Genomic DNA, 20,759 nt, shown 5'->3' with positions numbered 1-20,759 from the left:
CGGAAGTAGGGCCAGTGCGGATCAGGGGGCGGATCCGATCGGGCGCGGGGCGGATCCGGTCAGCCTCGTGCGCGTGTGATGCGCCCGGTCGCGGCGAGCAGGGCCAGCGCGGCGGCGAACGCGACCAGCATGGTGGCGCCCATCAGAGTCGCGGACACCCCCGCCCGCGACAGCAGCGGCGGCACCAGCGCGCCCAGCAACGCGGCGAGTGTTCCGAGCACGGCGGAGGCGGATCCGGCCCCGCGGGTGATGCGGCCCAGCGCCAGGGCGGTCAGCGTCGGGTTGTTCACGCCGTGCAGGCCGACGAGCAGGAACAGCGGCGCGAGCAGCCACGGCAGCGGGCTGTGCAGCAGCCCGCTCAGCAGCACGGCCGCGGCTGCTGCGGTGCCGAGGGTGAGCGAGATCAGCACGACGCGGCGAGCGTCGAGGCGGCCGCGGCCCTCGGTCCCTGAGGTCCTCGAAGGGCGGCGCGCGAGGCGCCGGCTGATCCAGGCGCCCAGCATGATGCCACCGGCATTCACGGCGAAGATCAGCGCGAAGCCCTGCGCATCGACGCCGAACTGGTTCTGCAGCACGAACGATGACATCTGCAGATAGGTGAAGAACCCGGCAGAGGCCAGGCCCAGGGTGAGCGCGAACACCATGAACGGCCCGTTGCCGAGAGCCGCCCCGATGCCGCGCAGGTCGTTGCCGAGCCCGCCGGTGGTGCGTTCGGCGCGGGGGTGCGTCTCCGGCACGAACAGTGCCGCCGTCAGCAGCAGCAATGCGCCGATCGCGCCCAGCGCGACGAACAGGCCGCGCCAGTCGGTGAAGGTCAGCAGCGCGCCGCCCAGCAGAGGCGCGAGCACCGGGGCCGCGCCCGCGATCGCCGTGAGCGCGGCGAACGCCGCCGTCGCCTCCGCCCCCGCGTACACGTCGTGCACGACCGCACGGGCGATCGCCATCCCCGCTGCGCCGCACAGCCCCTGCAGCAATCGCACCAGGATCAGCAGCTCGATCGACGGCGAGACCGCACACACGAGCGAGGCGACCGCGAAGCCCGCCACGGCCCACAGCAGTGGACGGCGGCGCCCGTAGCGGTCGCTGATCGGGCCCCACAGCAGCTGGCCCAGGGCGAGCCCGATGAGGCACGCGCTCATGGTCACCTGGGCGAGCGCCTCCGTCGTGTGCAGCTCGTGGCCGAGCGCGGGCAGCGCCGGAATGTACAGATCCATCGAGAGCGGCCCGAACGCCGAGAGCGCGCCGAGCGCGGGCAGCAGCGAACGACGGGCACGTGCGTTCTCGGCCGAGGATGCGTCGCTCACTCGTCGTCGCCCGAGCCGTGGCGGCCGACTCCGTCGGGGCGTTCCCCGGCGTTCGAGCCCACCGCGCGCGGCTCGACTCGGATCGGCGTGGTCGCGCTCGTGATCGGCGGGGTCACGGCGCGCCGCATCGCCTCGACCACCCGCACCGGACGCGTCTCATCGAGGGTGAGCAGGAAGCGGGACTCCTCCCGGCGATGCAGCCGCCCGGAGTAGAGCATCCAGCCGGCGCCGATCGCGAACGACAGCAGTCCCGCGGCGCCGCCGACCATGATCGCCGCGCGCGGCCCGAACGCGTCGGCCACCCAGCCCGCGATCGGGGCGCCGATCGGGGTCGCGCCCATCACGACGGCCATGTACAGCGCGAGCACGCGGCCGCGCAGGGCCGGATCCGTCGTCGTCTGCACGTATCCGTTCGCCGTCGTGAGCATGGTCACCGTGGAGAATCCGACGAACACGAGCGTGACGGCGTAGGAGACGTAGTTCGGCATCTGCGCCGAGACGATCGATGCGACGCCGAACCCGCCGGCGGCGATCATGAGCACCCGCACCCTGGCGCGATCGCGGCGCGCGGCCAGCAGTGCCCCGGTGAGGGATCCGATCGCGAGCACCGAGCTGAGCAGGCCGTATCCGTCTGCCTGCTTGTGGAATTCCAGCGCCATGGTCGACGCGAAGATCGGGAAGTTCATGCCGAACGCGCCGATGAGGAAGACCATCGCGAAGACGACCAGGAGATCCGGCCGGCTGCCCACGTACCGCATGCCCACGATGAGCCCGCCGGCGCGGCGGTTCTTCGGGCGGGGCATGAGCTCGCGGGTGCGGATCAGGAGCAGCGCCACGATCATCGCGAGGAACGTGGCCGCGTTCGCGACGAACACCCAGCCGGATCCGAGGGCGACGATCGCGAGGCCGCCGACGGCGGGGCCGATCAGGCGCGCCATGTTGAAGGACGCGGAGTTCAGCGCGACGGCGTTCGAGGCGTTCTCCATCGAGACCATGTCGGACACGAACGCCTGCCTCGCGGGCGCGTCGAATGCGTTCGCGACGCCGAAGCACGCCGCGAACACGAGCATGAGCGGCAGGGTCATCACGTGCGTGAGCAGGAGCACGGCGACCGCGATGGCGAGCGCCATCAGGGTGCTCTGCGTGACGAGCAGGATCCGGCGCCGGTCGAAGCGGTCGGCGACCCGTCCGGTGAGCCCGACCAGCACGAGGGGCGGCCCGAACTGCAGCGCCATGGTCGCGCCCATCGCCGTGGCGTCGTTGTGCGTGAGCTCGGTCAGCACGACCCAGTCCTGCGCGGTCGACTGCATCCAGCCGCCGATGTTCGAGACGATCGCGCCGAAGAACCAGATCCGGTAGTTGAAGACCCCGAAGGAGCGGAACATCTGGCTCACAGCTCGGCCAGCTTCCGCATCAGGATGCTGGCCTCGTGGAGCACGGTGAGCTCGCGGCTCGTCAGGCCGAGTTCGGTGATCTCGGCGACCAGGAGCTCCGTGCGTCGCTCCAGCGTCTCGACCACGACCTTCTCACCGGCGGCGGTGATCTCCACGTGCACACGGCGCCGGTCCTGGTCATCGGGGATCCGGGTGACGTAGCCCTGCTCCTCGAGCCCGGTCACGACCGCGCTCATCGTGGGGGCGGTGACGCGCTCGCGATCGGCGAGCGCGGTGAGGGAGTGGCGGCCGTGCGCGCGGAGCGCGGCGAGCACGCCGAGCTGGGCGTCGCTCATCGCCGTGTTGCGGCTGTCCACGGCGCGCACGGAGCGCAGGCGGCGGGCGAGTCGGAACGTGGCGAGGCGCAGTTCGGTGGCGGTCTCGTGCAGGTTCTCGGTAGTCATTGCTTAGATAGCCTAACTAAGTATTCGAGAACCTGGGGCTGGATCGGAGTAGGCAGGAGGCTGAACAAATGCCAGCGCGTCCGTTCCGCTCGCATCGGCGACCGGTGAGAATGGACGAATGCCCCTCGCGCTCGAAGTCGCCGTTCAGGACGCTGCCGGAGTACGTGTCGCCCGCGAGATCGGCGCCCGCCGCGTGGAGCTGACCCAGGCCCTGGCCCTCGGCGGGCTCACGCCGTCGCCGGCGACGCTCGAGCTCGCGGTGGAGGCGGCATCGCACGGCGGTCCCGAGGTGCACGTGCTGGTGCGTCCGCGTGCGGGCGGGTTCCACTACGACGCGGAGGAGATCGCGACCGCAGTGCGCGACGTGCGCTGGATGCTCGCCCACGGCGCGGCCGGTGTGGTGATCGGTGCGCAGACGGCCGCCGGCGAGCTCGACGGGGATGCCCTGACGCGCCTGCGCGACGCGGCCCGCGAAGCGAGCCCTGACGCCGCCGTCACCCTGCACCGGGCGATCGACGTCACCCCGGATCCGCGGGCCGGGCTCGATGTCGCGCTCGCCCTGGGTCTCACGCGCGTGCTGACCTCGGGTGGGGCGTCGGCCGCATGCGACGGCGTGGACGTGCTGCGCGCTCTGGTCGCGGCAGCCGCGGGCCGGATCGAGGTGATGGCCGGCAGCGGCGTCACCGCGGCGAACGCGGCCGAGATCGCCGCGACCGGTGTGGACGCCCTGCACTTCTCCGCCAAGCGCACGGTCGCCGCGTCCGGATCCGTACGGATGGGATCCGCAGCCGACGACGGCGGCGGCCATGAGGTCACGGACCTGGAGGAGGCCCGCGCGGTCTGCGCCGCGCTCGGGCTCTGACACGAGCCGGCGCATCGACGCGGGTCGCCCCGCGATGCGGCCTCGGTGAGCGCGCCGACCGCGTCATCTGCCGACCCGATGCGGCGTGCGGGCGTGGGATCCGTAGACTCGGGGCATGGCTGAGCCCCGCACCGCCGAGTTCACCGACGCACACGGCATCGCGATCGTCTACGACGTCCATCCCGCCGCCGACGGCGCGACCCCGCGCGGCGTCGTCCAGCTGCTGCACGGGGTGGGGGATCACGCGGGCCGCTACGGCGCGCTGATCGCCGACCTCACCGCGGCCGGCTTCATCGTCTACGCCGACGACCACCGCGGGCACGGGCGTACCGGTATGAAGCAGCACGGCGACGCGGCGAAGCTGGGCCGGCTGGGCCCCGGCGGCATCCGCGCGGTCGTCGCCGACGAGTGGCAGCTGACCGAGCTCATCCGCGGCGAGAACCCCGGACTCCCGCTCGTCCTGCTCGGCCACTCCTGGGGGTCGTTCCTCGCGCAGATGGTGCTCAACGCACACCCCGAGGCGTACGACGCCGTGATCCTCACCGGATCCGCCCACCGCACCCCGACCGACCTCAACTCGATGCCGCTGAACGCGCGATGGAAGGGGCCGGACGCGCACGGACTGGAGTGGCTCACGCGTGACCCTGCGGTGTGGGAGGCGTTCCGCGCCGACCCGCTGACGACCGAGGTGCCGCTGCTGAAGCTGTTCGGGCCGATCGAGGCCGCGCGCCTCTACGGGCGCCCGGGCAAGGACTATTCGAACGACGTGCCGGTGCTGCTCATGGTCGGCCGCGACGACCCGGTGGGCGGACCGCGCAGCGTGCACCGCCTCGCCGACGATTACCGCAACCGCTCGGGCCTCAGCGACGTCACCACGCTGGTCTACCCCGACGCGCGTCACGAGATCTTCAACGAGCTGCAGCAGGCCGAGGTGCGCGCCGACCTGCTCGCCTGGCTCGACAAGCGCGTCCCCTCCCGCGACTGAGCCGCGGGGCCGCGGGGGCCCGCGCCGCGTAGGCTGGACCGGTGCACGGTGAGTACAAGGTTCCTGGCGGCAAGCTGGTCGTCGTCGACTTCGAGGTGACGGACGGCGCGATCTCCGACTTCCGGCTGGCGGGGGACTTCTTCCTCGAGCCGGACGACGCGCTCGACGACATCAACGCCGCGGTCACGGGGCTGCCCGTCGAGACCGATGCCTCAGCCATCGCTGCCGCCGTGCGTGCCGCGCTGCCGGCAGGGGCGCAACTGCTCGGACTCACCCCCGAAGCCGTCGGCACCGCGGTGCGCCGCGCGCTCGTGACGGCGCCGGGCTGGCGCGACTTCGACTGGGAGATCGTGCACGACAAGGCCGTCTCGCCGCGCATGAACCTCGCGCTCGACGAGGTGCTCACCACCCGTGTCGGCGAGGGACGCCGTCGTCCCACGCTGCGGATCTGGGAGTGGGACGAGTCCGCGGTCGTGATCGGATCCTTCCAGTCCTATCGCAACGAGGTGGATCCGGCCGGGGCTGCGAAGCACGGCTTCGACGTCGTGCGCCGGATCTCGGGCGGCGGCGCGATGATGATGGCCGCCGGTCAGATCATCACCTACTCGCTGTACGTGCCGGCGACCCTCGTGCAGGGCATGACGTTCGCCGACTCCTACGCCTTCCTCGACGACTGGGTGCTGCAGGCGCTGCGCTCGCTCGGCATCGACGCCGTCTACCAGCCGCTCAACGACATCGCCGGCCCCAGCGGCAAGATCGGCGGCGCCGCGCAGAAGCGCCTCGCGAACGGCGGAGTGCTGCACCACGCCACGCTCTCCTACGACATCGACGGTCAGATGATGACCGAGGTGCTGCGGATCGGGCGCGAGAAGCTCAGCGACAAGGGCACCGCCTCCGCGGCCAAGCGCGTGGATCCGCTGCGCAGCCAGACCGGCCTCAGCCGCGCCGAGATCATCGAGCGGTTCAAGGACACCTTCCGCGCCGTCACCGGCGCCGAGGACGGCACGATCGCCGCCGACGAATACGAGGCGGCGGAGGACCTGGTGCGCACGAAGTTCGCCACCGAGGCGTGGCTGCACCGGGTTCCGTGAACGGCGCTCGAGAGCCGGTCGCCGAGGTCGCCGAGGCAGCTCCGGTCGCTGAGCCTGTCGAAGCGTCCGGCCACGGCGTGGTCCCTTCGGCAAGCTCAGGGACCGGATCGAACTCGGGCGCGCGAACCGGCGTCGTCGAGATCGTGCACGGCGAGGCGCTCGACGTGGCCCGCACGCTGGCCGACGGATCCTTCACGCTCGTCTACCTGGATCCGCCGTTCAATACCGGCCGCACGCAGGAGCGGCATGCCGTCTCGAGCCGCCGTGCCGACCGACCGGCGGACGCAACTCAGGATGGATCCGGGGAATCGACCGATTCCGCGCCCGAAATCCGCGGATCCGCGAAATCCATCCTGAGAACGGAACAGCGCACCCCCGAGGAGCGCCCTCGTGAGGTCAACCACGGCTTCCACGGGCACCGCTACGAGCGGGTGCGCGAGCTGCTGCACGCCTACGACGACCGCTTCGACGACTACGGCGACTTCCTGATGCCGCGGCTCGAGGAGGCCTGGCGGCTGCTCGCCGATGACGGCACGCTCTACCTGCACCTCGACTACCGCGAGGCGCACTACGCGAAGGTCATGCTCGACGCGGTGTTCGGCCGGGAGTGCTTCCTGAACGAGATCATCTGGGCCTACGACTACGGCGCCAAGCCGCGCACCCGCTGGCCCACGAAGCACGACACGATCCTCGTCTACGTGAAGACGCCGGGCGGGCACGTGTTCAACGTCGACGACATCGAGCGCGAACCGTACATGGCGCCTAGCCTGGTCAGCGCTGCCAAGCGCGAGCGCGGCAAGCTCCCCACCGACGTCTGGTGGCACACGATCGTGCCGACGTCGGGGCGGGAGAAGACCGGGTATCCGACCCAGAAGCCGGAGGGGATCCTGCGCCGCATGATCCAGGCGTCGAGTCGCCCGGGAGATCGGATCCTGGACCTGTTCGCTGGATCCGGTACCGCGGGCGCCGTCGCGTCCGCGCTCGGCCGCGACGCACTGCTCGTGGACGTCAGCCCGGAGGCGGTGCGGGTGATGCGGCAGCGGATCCCGCATGCGACGCTTCGCGAGGGCTGACCGGGCCGCCCGGGAACTCGGGTAGCGTGTGGATCCATGCGCTCCCTGCCCGTGGATCCGAACAGCCGACCGGTCGCGATCGGTTCGCGGTTGCGTGCGGCGCGCAAAGCGCAGTACCTCACGATCGACGAAGTCGCTGAGGTCACCGGCCTGACCAAGGGCTTCCTCTCGCGCGTCGAGCGCGATCTGACCTCGCCGAGCGTGGCGTCGCTCATCACGCTGTGCGACGTGCTCTCGATCTCGGTCGGCTCGCTGTTCGAGGCCCCCGACGTGCGGGTGGTCCCGGCCGGCACCGGCCCGCAGATCAACTTCGGCGGCACGGGGGTCGAGGAGCGGCTGCTCTCGCCCCGTGGGGAGTCGCGCGTGCAGGTCATGCGCTCGACGGTCTCCGCCGGCGGACACGGTGGCGGGCAGCTGTACACGATCGCTGCCGAGGTCGAGGTGCTGCACGTGCTGAGCGGGCGGGTCTCGGTGCGCTTCTCGGACCGGGACTGGGAACTCGGTCCGGGTGACACGGTCACGTTCCGCGGCAGCGAGCCGCACAGCTGGCGCACCGAGGGCGACGAGGGCGCTGAGCTGATCTGGGTCTTCGCGCCCGCGGCCTGGGCCTGACGGCGAGACCCCGCGGGAGCCGTCGGAGGCCGATCGCCGGCCCTGCGCCGGTGCTGAGGACGAGATCCGGTTCGAGGCCTTGACGTGCGTCCTGCGCGGCTGCTAAATTCGCGCACATCGAAAGTTGTCAAATAGGCAACTAAGGATTCATCCAGAACAACTCTTGGATGGGTATGGTGCGTCGAGGAGGTCGCCGTGGTGGTTCCGATTGGTCCTGTCGACAGTTCGCTGATCCCGAGGTACGCCGGGCGCGACGGGTTCGCCAGGCTCCCGCGTCTGGACCAGGTCGGACGCGCCGACATCGTGGTCGCCGGGGTTCCGTTCGACAGCGGGGTCTCCTACCGCTCCGGAGCACGGTTCGGGCCGAATCACATCCGTGAGGCCTCGCGGCTGCTGCGCCCGTACAACCCTGCGCTCGACGTCTCGCCGTTCGACCTCGCCCAGGTCGCCGACGCCGGCGACATCGCGGCGAACCCGTTCAACATCGGCGAGGCGATCGAGACGATCGAGCAGGCCGCGCTCGACCTCACCGCCGACGACACCCGGCTGGTGATGTTCGGCGGCGATCACACGATCGCGCTGCCGCTGCTGCGCGCCGCCGCCAAGCGGCACGGGCCGGTCGCGCTGCTGCACTTCGACGCGCACCTGGACACCTGGGACACCTACTTCGGCGCGGAGTACACGCACGGCACGCCGTTCCGCCGGGCGTTCGAAGAGGGCATCATCGACACCGAGGCGCTCACCCACGTCGGCACGCGCGGACCGCTCTACGGCAAGAAGGACCTCGAGGACGACCGTCGCTTCGGGTTCGGCATCGTCACGAGCGCCGACGTCTACTACCAGGGCGTCGTCGAGACCGTCGCGAAACTGCGGGACCGCATCGGCGACCGCCCGCTGTACATCTCGATCGACATCGACGTGCTGGACCCCGCGCACGCCCCCGGCACCGGCACCCCCGAGGCCGGCGGCATCACGAGCCGGGAGATCCTCGAGATCCTGCGCGGCTTCCGCGGGCTGAACATCATCGGCGCCGACGTCGTCGAGGTCGCCCCGGCCTATGACCACGCCGAGCTCACCGGCGTCGCGGCCTCGCACATCGCGTACGACCTGGTGTCGCTGCTCGCGGACAAGCACGCGGCCGATGCCGCCGAAAGGGCCTCCGCATGACGGAGCACATCCGCAACGGCGGTGACGTGGTTGTCGAGACGCTGACCGCGCTCGGCGTCTCGCACATCTTCGGCATCCCGGGGCAGCACGCCCTCGGCCTGTTCGACGCGATCCGCCGCAGCGACCTCGAGTTCGTCAGCTCACGCGTCGAGAACAACTCCGCCTTCGGCGCAGACGGCTATGCCCGTGCGACCGGCGAGGTCGCGGTCATGTTCGTCTCGACCGGGCCGGGAGCCCTCACCGCCCTCGGTGCGCTGCAGGAGCCGTACGCGACCGGCGTACCGGTGCTCGTGATCAGCGCGCAGATCCCCCGCCGAGGTCTCGGCGGGCAGAAGAACGGTCTGCTGCACCAGCTCGACGATCAGCAGCGCAGCGCACAGAACGTCACCAAGAGCACCGCGCTGGTGCGCGACTCGGCGCACATTCCGAGCGCGATCCTGGAGGCCTGGGAGCTCGCCCAGACCGTACCGGCGGGCCCGGTCTGGGTGGAGGTGCCGCAGGACGTGCTGCTGGACCCCGCGACGATCCCCGTGGTCCGCGACCTCTCCGGGGCGGTCCCGGACCGCCCGGCCCGAGCCGAGCTCGTCGACGAGGCTGCGCGCCTGCTCGCCGGAGCCGAGCGGCCGGTGATCCTCGCCGGTGGCGGGGTGCGCAGGTCGGCGACCGGATCCGCGGAGCTGCTGCGCGTGGCCGAGGCGCTCGGCGCGCCGGTCGTCTCGACGGCGGGCGGCAAGGGTGCGATCCGCTTCGACCACCCGCTCTCCGCCGCGAGCTGGATCGAGGATCGCTGCACGACCGACCTCCTGGAGGACGCGGACGTGCTGCTGGTGGTCGGCAGCACGATCGGCGAGGTCACCAGCAACTACTTCACCTTCGCCCCCCGCGGGCGGCTGATCCAGGTCGACGCCGAGCCGCGCGCTCTGGGGTCGAACTATCCGGTGCTGGGAATCCACGCCGACGCCGGTCTCGCGCTCAGCGCGATCGCGGACGCGCTGGAGGGATCCGGATCCGCCGACGGATCCGCGGATCCGGAAACCGTCGAGGCCGCGCGGCAGGATGCGAACCTCCGCGGCGCCCGGATCGCGGCCGAGCTGCGCGCGAGAGTCGAGGAGCGCCTCGCAGGCCAGGACCTCGCGACCGAACGGAACCTCCTGCGCGACCTGCGCGCGGCGGTGCCATCCGACGCGCAGACCTTCTGGGACATGACTATCGCGGCCTACTGGGCGTGGTCGGCGTGGGATTCGCAGGACGGCGGGTTCCACTCCGCGCAGGGCGCGGGCGGGCTCGGGTTCGCGTTCCCCGCGGCCATCGCCGCCGCGATCGGCACGGGCCGGCGCACACTCGCCGTCTCGGGCGATGGCGGCGCGATGTACTCGATCGCCGAGCTCGCCACTGCCCGACAGCACGACGCCGACGTGACCTGGCTGATCGTCGACGACGGCGGCTACGGGATCCTCCGCGAGTACATGGAGGGCGCCTTCGGGCAGGCCACGGCGACCGAGCTGGCACGGCCCGACTTCGTGGCGGTGTCCGCCGCGTTCGGCGTCCCCGCCTACGAAGCCACCCTCGACACCCTCGGCGAGATCCTCGCCGGCACCTTCCGGCAGTCCGGACCTGCCGTGGTCGTGCTGCCTGCGCTGCTGCGCATGTTCGAACTCACCTGACGCACGCCGGTCCTCGCCCGAGACGCCGGATCATCATTCGTCCCCTCCACGCACGACAAAGGAGCCCTCGTGGATATCGCCATCATCATCATCTACCTCGTCGCCATGCTGGCGTTCGGGTTCTGGGGCAAGACCAGGACCAAGAACTCCAAGGACTTCCTCGTCGCCGGGCGCCGCCTGGGCCCGGGGTTCTACACCGGGACCATGGCCGCGGTCGTGCTCGGCGGCGCGTCCACCGTCGGCGGCGTCGGCCTCGGCTACAAGTTCGGCATCTCCGGCATGTGGCTCGTCGTCGCGATCGCCGTCGGCCTGCTGCTGCTGAGCCTGCTGTTCGCCCCGGCCATCCAGCGGCTGAAGGTGTACACGGTCGCTCAGATGCTGCAGCTGCGGTACGGCATCAACGGCACCCAGGCGTCCGGCATCGTGATGGCGCTCTACACGCTGATGCTCGTGGTCACCTCGACCATCGCGTACTCGACGATCTTCCACGTGCTGTTCGGCACGGAGCGCTGGGCGTCGATCACGATCGGCGCGGCCATCGTGATCATCTACTCGTCGATCGGCGGGATGTGGTCGATCACGCTGACCGACATGGTGCAGTTCATCATCAAGACCGTCGGCGTGTTCTTCCTGCTGCTGCCGTTCTCCTGGGCGCAGGCCGGCGGCTACGACGGCATCGTGAAGCGCCTCGGCGAGACGGTCGGCGCCTCGCACTTCGACCTGTTCGCCATCGGCGGCGACACCATCATCACGTACTTCGTGATCTACACCTTCGGCATGCTGATCGGCCAGGACATCTGGCAGCGCGTCTTCACGGCCCGCTCTCCACAGGTCGCCCGCTGGGGCGGCACGGCGGCCGGCATCTACTGCGTGCTGTACGGCATCGCCGGCGCGCTCATCGGCACCGCGGCCGCGGCGGTGCTGCCGAAGGACGCCGTGAAGGACGACGTCTACGCCGCCATGGCCGAGCACGCCCTGCCGGTCGGCCTGTCCGGCATCGTGCTCGCCGCGGCCGTGGCCGCGATGATGTCGACGGCCTCGGGTGCGCTCATCGCCTCGGCGACCGTGGCCCGCGCCGACGTGATGCCGCTGCTGCGGCGTCTGGTGGGCCGGGGAACCGATCACAGCCACGACATCGGTCAGGGCAATCCCGAGCACGACATCCGCTCGAACCAGATCTACATCGTCGTCCTCGGCGTGGTCGCTACCCTCATCGCGCTCGTCCTCAATGATGTGGTCGCCGCACTCACCGTGGCCTATGACGTGCTGGTGGGCGGCCTGCTGGTCTCCATCCTCGGCGGCCTGATCTGGAAGCGCGCGAACGGCGCCGGCGCGATCGCGTCGATGATCGTCGGCACCGCCGTGACCCTCGGCAGCATGGTGGTCTACGGCATCATCGCCGGTGATGCGCTCTCGGGTGTGCTCGCGAACGAACCCATCTACTGGGGCCTGCTGTCCAGCGTCGTCGTGTACGTCGTGGTGAGCCTGGCGACCAAGCCCACGCCCGCGGATGTGCTGCAGCGCTGGGAGGACCGCAAGGCGGGCAACTTCGACGAGGAGACCGGCGTCGTCGTGGTCGAGCCGCAGCACCACTGAGCCCGACCGCACCCGGTGCGATCGCGGTCCACGCGTCTGCGCCGGGTGCGACGATCAGCATAGGATGCGACGATCAGCACGCGGATCCGGCGGAAACGCGTGCTGATCGTCGCACTGTGTGCAGATCGTCACCGGTGCGGGGCCCCGCGCGACGCTGCGGGAGACCACGGGCCTCAGCGCACGTCGATGAACACCGGGTTCGCGTAGAACCACGTGTCCGACCACGGGTCGCCCTCGCCGTCGCCGTGCCGCTGCGGGCCCGCGGGATCGACGGCGGCACCGTGGTATCCGGCGCCGGTCCGGTTGCCGTCGCTGCCGCGGAACCGCACGTAGAACGGCCGGTCGACCCGTTCGAACACGTGCGTCAGGGTGAAGGTGCCGCGACGGCCCGTGGTGTCGAACTGGCGCACCACGCGTGTCTCGGGCGCACGCATGGCGTCGGCGTCCGCCGCGGTGCCCGTGACCGGCCCGGCGATCACGTCGACGTGCGCGAGCTGCGGCAGGATGCCGGCCGCGTTCACGTAGTCCGTGGTGGTCACGGTGATGGTGACGACGACATCCTGTCCGCGCTTCGCCGTCAGCCGGCCGCCCAGCGTGACCGTCGTCCCGGACGCGTTGCCCCAGCCGCCGCCGGCGCCGTTGCCGCGACCGTTGCCCTTGCCGGGCATCGTGGCGCCGACCTGGACGTCGAGCCCCGCGATCAGGTGCCCGTGGTCGACCCACATCCGGCCTCGGCGCATCGCCTCGAGCACGCCGGCGTAGGAGCGCGTCGTGACGCCCGTATGCAGGCGCGAGAACTGTCCGGGCCAGAAGTCGCTGCCGCCCTGGGGCATCCCGGTGTCGACCGGGTCGGGCCGCATCCCGCGTACGGCCCAGCGGTCGAACTCGCTCGGCAGGCTCGCATACGGTTCACCGGCCGGGTAGTCCCCGATGCGCCAGGTGTCTTTCACGGTGAGGTGGTTGTCGGAGTTCGAGGTGATCCAGAACGGCTTGCCCTCGGCGAGCATCGCGTCCCAGAGTCCGCCGACGGTGGCGGTGGCCCAGTCGAACCCGCCGTACGGACGGTAGGCGTCCGCGGGGTAGGCCGCCCAGCTGTCCGGCCGCGGCGCGTTCACGTACTCGCCGCGCTGATCACCGGGTCCGGCATTCTGGCTGATCGCCGATCCCTGCGCACCGGGCGCGCCCTCCATGCCGATGAAGATGTCCGGATCCGCGTCGCGCCATCCGCGGAGCTCGTGGGGGGAGTCGATGCCGAGGCGCATCGGATGGTTCGCGAGCACGACGGCGTCGCCGAGGGCGCCGGCGGACTTCTGCGCGCCGAGCCAGGCGACCGCTTCGGCTGCACGGCGCTCGAAGTCCGCCATCTGGGCGGCGTCCGCCGGCTTGTCCCAGTGATTGAGCTTGCCGTCCCAGGCCAGCTCGAAGGCGCGCAGCAGGCGGATGTCGTCGGTGCCGGGGGTGATCAGCACGGTGGCGTGCTCGGCGGCCGGGATGTACCACTCCAGGCCCTGGAAGATCAGCATGCCGCGGGCATCCCGCTCCTGCTGGATGAGGTCGCGCGCGGTGGGCAGTCCGCGGTCGGCGTGGGCGAAGTTGCTGTGCTCCGTGAAGGCGAGCCAGTCGACGCCGTAGTGCTGTGCGGCGTCGAGCTGCTGGGCCATCCGGTACTTCGCGTCGTGGCTGAACTGCGTGTGCACGTGGTGGTCGCCCACGAGCCATGCCAGCTGCGGGTCGCCGGCGGGGCGCGTCGCGGATGTGCTCGCCATCGCTGCGCCGGCTCCGCCGAAGGCCGACAGCCCGCCGGCGGCGAGGGCGATACCGGCGGTGCGGAGGATGTCGCGGCGGGAGAAGCCCAGCGCGCGCAGTTCGGCGTCGGCGTCGAGGGCATGGGTGCGCGGGGCGTCATGGGTGTGCATCGGGCGCTTCCTTCGGAGTCGGGGACCCTGGGACCCTAGGCACTGCGGATGGACGGCGAGGAAACATCCGATGTCCTGCGCGTGGCGAATCGCGCCGGGTGCTCAGTCCCTCAGCCGGGGGCGACGGTGCTGCGCGAACGCCTCCGCCAACGTTCCTCGCACGGCGCCGATCGCCTCCGAGCCTCGTGCCGACTCGCGCACAGCCGTGAATACCTCGCGCACGGGGGATCCGGGCAGCTCGGCCAGCGTGACGCGCGCCGCCGTGTCGCCCCAGATCAGATCCGGCAGCATGCCGACTGCGTGGCCGGCCTCGATCAGCCGCACGTGCGCGGTCAGGTCGGCCGCCTCGAAGCGCACATCGGGCTCGAAGCCCGCGGCGCGGCACTGCTGCACCGCCCACTGGCGCGCGGCGGATCCGGTGGGCTCCATGACCCAGGCGCGATCGCGCAGCCTGTCGAGCGACGCGGCGTGCTCGCCGGGAGGCAGGACGAGGCGGATCGGATCCTCGCCGATGAGCTCGTGCACGTTGCCGGGGTGCCGCTCGCGCGTGTGGCCCGGATACTGCTCGGCGATCACGAGGTCGAATCGGCGCGCGGTGAGCTCGAACAGGCCCTCCTCGGGCGGGGCCTCGGTCATCTCGACGCGCAGGTGCGGATGCGTGAGCGCGAGCGCCGTGAGCGCGGCGGGCACGATCGTCTCGGCGGCGGTGGGCATGGCGCTGATCCGCACGGCCTCGGCCGGGGCGTGCGCGAGTGCCTGCCGGGCCTGCTCGTCGAGTTCGAGGGCGCGCGCGGCGTGCGCGGCGAGCACCCTGCCCTCCGGGGTCAACCTGATACGGCGCCCATCGGGTTCGAGCAGCGCGGCTCCGGCCTCGCGTTCGAGCAGCGCGAGCTGCTGCGACACCGTGGAAGGGCTGTACGACAGGGAGCGCGCGACCTCGGCGACCGTGCCGCGCAGGGCGAACTCGTGCAGCAGTCGCAGCCGTCGCAGCTCGAACATGGACCCTCCTCGATCATTCGATATATGCGAATGATATCCGTCATGAATGATCGCTTTTCCTGCAGGGAGATCGGATCCATGCTGGGAGCGTCCCCGCGCGTGCGCGCGTGATCCCGCCCCCCCGGCACCGAACCCACGAGGAACCATGACCGCCACCGAAAGCCCCGTCTCCGCCGCAGCCGGCATCGACGATCTCTCCGCTCTCGCCGACGACGCCGTCGCCCTCGTCAAGAAGTGGCTCGTGGAGAGCCGCGAGGTGCCCGTCGATGCCGCCGGTCAGCGTCTCGCCGGCGTGCTGCGCGACCCCAACGGCCTCGACTTCACGGTCGGCTTCGTCGACGGCGTCGTGCGCCCGGAGGACCTCAAGGTCGCCGCGGCCAAGCTCAAGGAGCTCGTGCCGCTGACCCCCGGCTTCCTGCCCGCGCCGATGAAGGCCGCGATCGGCCTCGGCGGCGCGACCGCCGGCATGGTCCCCGGCATCGTCGTGCCCGCGGCCCGCACGGTGCTGCGCCAGATGGTGCGCCACCTCATCGTGGACGCCCGCGACGAGAAGCTCGGCAAGGCCATCGCGCACATCCGCGAGACCCAGGGCGTGAAGCTCAACATCAACCTGCTCGGCGAGGCGATCCTCGGCCGCGAGGAGGCCGCGCGCCGTCTCGAGGGCACCCGTCGTCTGCTTCAGCGCGACGATGTCGACTACGTCTCGATCAAGGTCTCGTCCACCGTCGCCCCGCACAGCCCGTGGGCCTTCGACGACGCCGTCGCCGATGCCGCCGAGGCGCTGTTGCCGCTGTACCGGATCGCGCTCAAGGGCATGCCGGACGGATCCGCGAAGTTCATCAACCTGGACATGGAGGAGTTCAAGGATCTCGACCTCACGATCGCGGTCTTCACGGACATCCTCGACCGTGCGGAGTTCAAGACCCTCGAGGCCGGCATCGTGCTGCAGGCCTACCTGCCCGATGCGCTCGGCGCCATGATCCGCCTGCAGGAGTGGGCGGCGAAGCGCGTGGCCGATGGCGGTGCTCCGATCAAGGTGCGCGTCGTCAAGGGCGCCAACCTGCCGATGGAGACCGTCGACGCCGAGTCGCACGGCTGGCCGCTCGCGACCTGGTCGACCAAGCAGCAGTCCGACGCCTCGTACAAGGCCGTGCTCGAGTACGCGCTGCGCCCCGAGCACGTCAAGAACCTGCGGATCGGCGTCGCCGGTCACAACCTCTTCGACATCGCGCTGGCGTGGCTGCTCGCCGAGAAGCGCGGCGTCACCGAGGGCATCGAGTTCGAGATGCTGCTCGGCATGGCCTCCGCGCAGGCGCAGGTCGTCAAGCGCACCGTCGGCTCGCTGCTGCTGTACACGCCGGTCGTGCACCCCGACGAGTTCGACGTGGCGATCGCCTACCTGATCCGCCGCCTCGAGGAGGGGGCCTCGCAGGAGAACTTCATGTCGGCCGTCTTCGACCTCGACGCGGATCCGAAGCTCTTCGAACGTGAGAAGGAGCGCTTCCTCGCCTCCGTGCGCTCGATGCCCACCGAGGTGCCCGGCACCAACCGCGTGCAGGATCGCACCGCGCCCGCCGCGCCGGGTCTCACCGACGGCTTCCTGAACGCCCCCGACACCGACCCGTCGCTCGCGGCGAACCGCGCGTGGGGCGACGCGATCCGCGCCCGCATGAAGGGCTCGCAGCTCGGCACCGCGACGGTCGAGGCGAACACCCTGTCCACCCCGGAGCAGGTCGACACCGCGATCGCGACCGCCGTCGCCGCCGGCGAGGCCTGGCGCGCACTCGGCGCCGAGGGGCGTGCCGCGATCCTGCACAAGGCCGGCGACGTGCTCGAGGCGCGTCGCGCCGACCTGCTCGAGGTCATGGGATCCGAGGCCGGCAAGGTCATCGAGCAGGGCGACCCCGAGGTCTCCGAGGCGATCGACTTCGCGCACTACTACGCGGAGAGCGCCAAGAAGCTCGCCCACGTGGACGGTGCGACCATGCAGCCGGTCGGGCTGACCGTGGTGACCCCGCCGTGGAACTTCCCGGTCGCGATCCCGGCCGGATCCACCCTCTCCGCCCTCGCCACCGGCTCCCCGGTGATCATCAAGCCCGCCCGTCAGGCCCGCCGCTCCGGCGCGGTCATGGTCGAGGCGCTGTGGGAGGCCGGCGTGCCGCGCGAGGTGCTGCAGTACGTGCAGCTCGACGGCCGCGACCTGGGCACCAAGCTCGTGAGCGACCCGGCCGTGGGGCGCGTCATCCTCACCGGCGGCTACGAGACGGCCGAGCTGTTCCGCGGGTTCCGTCAGGATCTGCCGCTGCTCGCCGAGACCAGCGGCAAGAACGCCATCATCGTCACCCCGTCCGCCGACCTGGACCTCGCGGCGAAGGACGTCGCGTACGCCGCGTTCGGCCACGCCGGTCAGAAGTGCTCGGCGGCATCGCTCGTCGTGCTCGTCGGATCCGCCGCGCGCTCCGAGCGGTTCCGCCGCCAGCTCGTCGACGCCGTGCGCGCCTACGACGTGGGCTCGCCGGAGGACGGCTCCAACCGCATCGGCCCGCTCATCGGCCCGGCCGAGGGCAAGCTGCTCGGCGCCCTGACCACGCTGCACGCGGGCGAGAGCTGGCTGCTGAAGCCGGAGAAGCTCGACGAGGCCGGCCAGCTGTGGCGCCCGGGCATCCGCGACGGCGTGAAGCGCGGATCCGAGTTCCACCGCGTGGAGTACTTCGGCCCGGTGCTCGGCATCATGACCGCCGACTCCCTGGACGAGGCGATCGACGTCGTCAACGACATCGATTACGGCCTCACCTCGGGGCTGCACTCCCTCGACGAGGACGAGATCCAGACCTGGCTCGCTGCGATCCAGGCGGGCAACGTGTACATCAACCGCGGCACCACGGGCGCGATCGTGCAGCGCCAGCCGTTCGGCGGCTGGAAGAAGGCCGCGGTCGGCGCCGGCTCCAAGGCCGGCGGCCCGAACTACCTCGTCGGTCTGTCCGAGTGGACCGACGCGCCCGTCTCGACGACGCGCGAGCTCGACGCGCTCGCGACGGGCGCGGTGGGCGCGCTCGCCGCCGCGGGCGACGCGGACGCCGACATCGCGTGGCTGCGCGGCGCACTGGCCACCGACATCGACGCCTGGGCCGACGAGTTCGGCGTGGTGCGCGACGCCACCGGCCTCACCACGGAGCAGAATGCGCTGCGCTACCAGGCCGTGCCGGTCACGGTGCGCTTCGAGGGCGACCGCGTCGCCGAGCTGATCCGTGTGGTCGCCGCCGGCCGCCGGGCCCGCGCGCGGGTGACCGTCAGCACTCTCGCGCCGTTGCCGGGATCCGTGGCTACCTGGCTCGGCACGCAGGATGTGACCGTCGCCACCGAGGACGCCGCCGCATGGGCCGCACACGCTCAGCGCCTCGCCGCGCGCGACGGCCGGGTGCGCCTCATCGGCGCCGCCGCGGCGGCAACCGCGGAGGCCGTGAACGGGTCGCCCAGCCTCGCGCTGTACGCGAACCCGGTGGTCGCCGCCGGTCGCGTCGAGATCCTGACCTTCCTGCGCGAGCAGGCGGTCTCGGTCACCGCGCACCGCTTCGGCACCCCGCACCGCTACGACATCCCGCTGCTGGATCCGATCGCCTGATCCGGATCCGGATCCGGGGATCCTGATCCTGCGCGTCGTGCCGCGGCGTCGGGATCCGCCCGGGGCGTCGCGCCCCGTATCGACCCGAACCCGCCGTCCCGCTCCCACTGGACGGCGGGTTCGTCGTCTTCGCCGGTACGTAATTCAGGCTGGATCTGCCGCAAAGGGCCCGGATGGATCGATTCGGGCGGTCACGAGCGAACTCAACCTGAATTACGAACAGGGGCTACCACCCACCGGGGTCGTTGAGCGAACACGGCCGAAGGCCGGGTGAGACGAAACGCGGTGCTCTCGCGAGATGCTGCGTTTCGTCTCGCGGAGATCCGCACTGAGCGAGCGCAGCGAGTCGAAGTGTCGCTCAACGACCCCGGTGGATTTGCGCGACCCGCCGCTGCGCCCTCGACGATCCCGTGTGGGGGAGCGCCCTCACGCCAGCGGCAGGGCCCCGTCGTAGGCGGCCGCGGACAGCGCCGGCTCTGCCGGTCCAGCACCGAAGACGCGCGAGAGCCCCGGATCCGTGCGCCACTGCGGCCAGCCCGGATCGCCTTCCTCGACGAATCGGGCCGCCACGCCGTGCATCTCGGTGGCGAGGTGCTGCGGCGGGGTGGGACCGGCCAGGCGCTCCACGAACGGATCCTCGAGCACGTCGAACCAGAACGGCACGTCGAGGCAGTGGCACGACCACCCCTTCGCCGGGGACACCCAGGCGAAGCGGTAGGCCCAGGTGGGGGCGTCGCCTCGGGCCTGCGCGGCCCGCACCACGAGCGAGCGGAACACCCGGTCCGTCACGAACCGGCCGAGCAGCGCCGGCGTGCCGCGCCGGCGCTGGGCGCGGTTCGCGGCGAGGTACGCCCGGCGCACGCTGCGATCGCGGCTCAGCAGCATCAGCGCGAGCGCTGCGGGGACGAACCGCAGGACGCCGGGAGCCCGGTCCATCGTCATGGTGAATTCGTCGTCGGTGGCCCCGAGCAGCAGCGGCTTGTCGGCGCCGATCCCGTCCCGCAGCGCCTGCACGGCGGGCCGCGGCACGACGTCACCATCGACCACCGGGCCCCAGGGCAGCCCGTCGGCGAGCGGGGCGAGCAGGGCCTTCAGCTTCGTGGCCCCGAGCAGCGCGGCCTTCGGCTGCGCACGCTGCAGGGTGCGCTCCGGCACGGTGCGGAAGCCTTCGGCATCGGGCGCGCAGCCGAGCAGCACGCCCAGCGCCCGCGTGCGGCGCGCCGCCAGGTCGGGGTCGATGTCCGCCAATGCGGGGGAGAAGGCCATCGCCGCATGGAACAGGTGCTGCGCGCGCTCCAGGCCGAGCAGGGTCAGCACTGCGCCCGCGCCGGCGGACTGCCCCGCGATCGTCACGCGCGACGGATCCCCGCCGAACGCCGCGATGTTGCGCTGCACCCACTCCAGCCCCGCGATCCAGTCCAGCACGCCGCGATTCGCCGGAGCGCCCGGCATCAGGCCGAAGCCGTCGAAGCCGAGCCGGTAGGACACGGACACGGTCACCACGTCGTCGCGATTGAACGCGGCGCCGTCGTACCAGGGGCTCGCGGGCGAGCCGTCGACGTAGCCGCCGCCGTGGATCCACACCATGACCGGGCGGGATCCGCCGAGCGACGGGGTGAACACGTTCACGTTCAGCGTCGCGGCGCCGGGGATGCTCGGTTCGGGGATGAGCGTCTCGCCCTTGTCGCCGCGTTGCGCGGTGGGGCCGAAGGCGGTCGCGTCGCGCACCTCGGTCCACGGCGCGGGAGGCTGCGGGGCGGCGAACCGGCGCTCGCCGGTGGGTGCCGCGGCGAACGGGATTCCGAGGAATGCGGCCGAGGCGCCGGGGGTACCGGGCTCGCCCCGCCAGAACCCGCGCACGGGACCGGTGTCGGTCTGGGCGAGGGGTGCGTCGGCGGTCATCCGATCAGCGTATCCGGCCGCCCCGATGGGGTCGTTGAGCGAGGACGCGCTTGCGCGACCGAGACGAAACGCGGTGCTCTCACCGGCGGCGTTTCGTCTCGCGGAGACCCGCACTGAGCGAGCGCAGCG

The 20,759-nt window shown here is 71.5% G+C and carries 15 protein-coding genes; 9 read left to right on the top strand and 6 right to left on the bottom strand.

Annotation, left to right across the window (positions count from 1 at the left end):
• Positions 1–59: 59 nt before the first annotated feature.
• Genes ACTJI8_RS14905 through ACTJI8_RS14895 form a run of 3 tightly spaced genes read right to left on the bottom strand, consistent with a single transcriptional unit; the run spans position 60 to position 3,141 of the window.
• Positions 60–1,304: a multidrug effflux MFS transporter gene (locus ACTJI8_RS14905; RefSeq protein WP_440734200.1), complete on the bottom strand. Its 1,245-nt coding sequence runs from the start codon at positions 1,302–1,304 to the stop codon at positions 60–62.
• Entirely contained in the window at positions 1,301–2,689 is a 1,389-nt protein-coding gene (locus ACTJI8_RS14900) for an MFS transporter (protein WP_440734430.1), read from the bottom strand. Before ACTJI8_RS14900 ends, ACTJI8_RS14905 begins: the two co-directional genes overlap by 4 nt.
• A gap of 5 nt (positions 2,690–2,694) precedes the next feature.
• On the bottom strand, positions 2,695–3,141 hold the full coding sequence (locus ACTJI8_RS14895; RefSeq protein ID WP_440734199.1) for a MarR family winged helix-turn-helix transcriptional regulator: 447 nt from the start codon (positions 3,139–3,141) through the stop codon (positions 2,695–2,697).
• A gap of 118 nt (positions 3,142–3,259) precedes the next feature.
• Here ACTJI8_RS14895 and ACTJI8_RS14890 point away from each other — a divergent pair, with 118 nt between their 5' ends.
• The 8 genes from ACTJI8_RS14890 (at position 3,260) to ACTJI8_RS14855 (ending at position 12,191) form a co-directional block, all read left to right on the top strand.
• The gene (locus tag ACTJI8_RS14890) at positions 3,260–4,003 is read left to right on the top strand and encodes a copper homeostasis protein CutC (protein WP_440734198.1); all 744 of its coding nucleotides are present in this window, start codon (positions 3,260–3,262) and stop codon (positions 4,001–4,003) included.
• Between the two features lie 115 nt (positions 4,004–4,118).
• Positions 4,119–4,988 (top strand): alpha/beta fold hydrolase, encoded by an 870-nt coding sequence (locus ACTJI8_RS14885; protein ID WP_440734197.1) that lies wholly within the window; start codon positions 4,119–4,121, stop codon positions 4,986–4,988.
• Positions 4,989–5,029: 41 nt separating this feature from the next.
• Positions 5,030–6,079, top strand: a complete 1,050-nt coding sequence (locus ACTJI8_RS14880) for a lipoate--protein ligase family protein (protein WP_440734196.1) — start codon at positions 5,030–5,032, stop codon at positions 6,077–6,079.
• Positions 6,080–6,156: 77 nt separating this feature from the next.
• Positions 6,157–7,152, top strand: coding sequence for a DNA-methyltransferase (locus ACTJI8_RS14875; protein ID WP_440734429.1), 996 nt, complete (start codon positions 6,157–6,159; stop codon positions 7,150–7,152).
• A gap of 36 nt (positions 7,153–7,188) precedes the next feature.
• Positions 7,189–7,764: a helix-turn-helix domain-containing protein gene (locus ACTJI8_RS14870; RefSeq protein WP_440734195.1), complete on the top strand. Its 576-nt coding sequence runs from the start codon at positions 7,189–7,191 to the stop codon at positions 7,762–7,764.
• Between the two features lie 195 nt (positions 7,765–7,959).
• Positions 7,960–8,931 (top strand): agmatinase, encoded by a 972-nt coding sequence (gene speB, locus ACTJI8_RS14865; protein ID WP_440734194.1) that lies wholly within the window; start codon positions 7,960–7,962, stop codon positions 8,929–8,931.
• Positions 8,928–10,595 carry a thiamine pyrophosphate-binding protein gene (locus ACTJI8_RS14860; protein WP_440734193.1) on the top strand — a complete coding sequence of 556 codons (1,668 nt, stop codon included), beginning with the start codon at positions 8,928–8,930 and terminating at the stop codon, positions 10,593–10,595. Before speB ends, ACTJI8_RS14860 begins: the two co-directional genes overlap by 4 nt.
• 105 nt (positions 10,596–10,700) lie before the next feature.
• A complete protein-coding gene (locus ACTJI8_RS14855) occupies positions 10,701–12,191 on the top strand; it encodes a sodium:solute symporter (RefSeq protein WP_440734428.1) in 1,491 nt (496 codons plus the stop codon).
• Between the two features lie 173 nt (positions 12,192–12,364).
• On the opposite strand, the gene ACTJI8_RS14850 is transcribed toward ACTJI8_RS14855, so the two are convergent.
• Positions 12,365–14,107, bottom strand: coding sequence for a PHP domain-containing protein (locus ACTJI8_RS14850; RefSeq protein ID WP_440734192.1), 1,743 nt, complete (start codon positions 14,105–14,107; stop codon positions 12,365–12,367).
• 102 nt (positions 14,108–14,209) lie between these two features.
• Entirely contained in the window at positions 14,210–15,106 is an 897-nt protein-coding gene (locus tag ACTJI8_RS14845; RefSeq protein WP_440734191.1) for a LysR family transcriptional regulator, read from the bottom strand.
• 145 nt (positions 15,107–15,251) lie between these two features.
• Here ACTJI8_RS14845 and ACTJI8_RS14840 point away from each other — a divergent pair, with 145 nt between their 5' ends.
• Positions 15,252–18,728, top strand: coding sequence for a bifunctional proline dehydrogenase/L-glutamate gamma-semialdehyde dehydrogenase (locus ACTJI8_RS14840; protein ID WP_440734190.1), 3,477 nt, complete (start codon positions 15,252–15,254; stop codon positions 18,726–18,728).
• A 426-nt stretch (positions 18,729–19,154) separates the two neighbouring features.
• Here the strand turns inward: ACTJI8_RS14840 and ACTJI8_RS14835 are convergent, their stop codons facing one another.
• Entirely contained in the window at positions 19,155–20,630 is a 1,476-nt protein-coding gene (locus ACTJI8_RS14835; RefSeq protein ID WP_440734189.1) for a carboxylesterase/lipase family protein, read from the bottom strand.
• Positions 20,631–20,759: the final 129 nt, after the last annotated feature.

The sequence above is a fragment of the Microbacterium sp. 22303 genome (genome assembly GCF_052045265.1).
In the GTDB taxonomy this organism is placed as follows: Bacteria; Actinomycetota; Actinomycetes; order Actinomycetales; family Microbacteriaceae; genus Microbacterium.
This window is presented reverse-complemented; position numbering and strand designations above follow the sequence as displayed.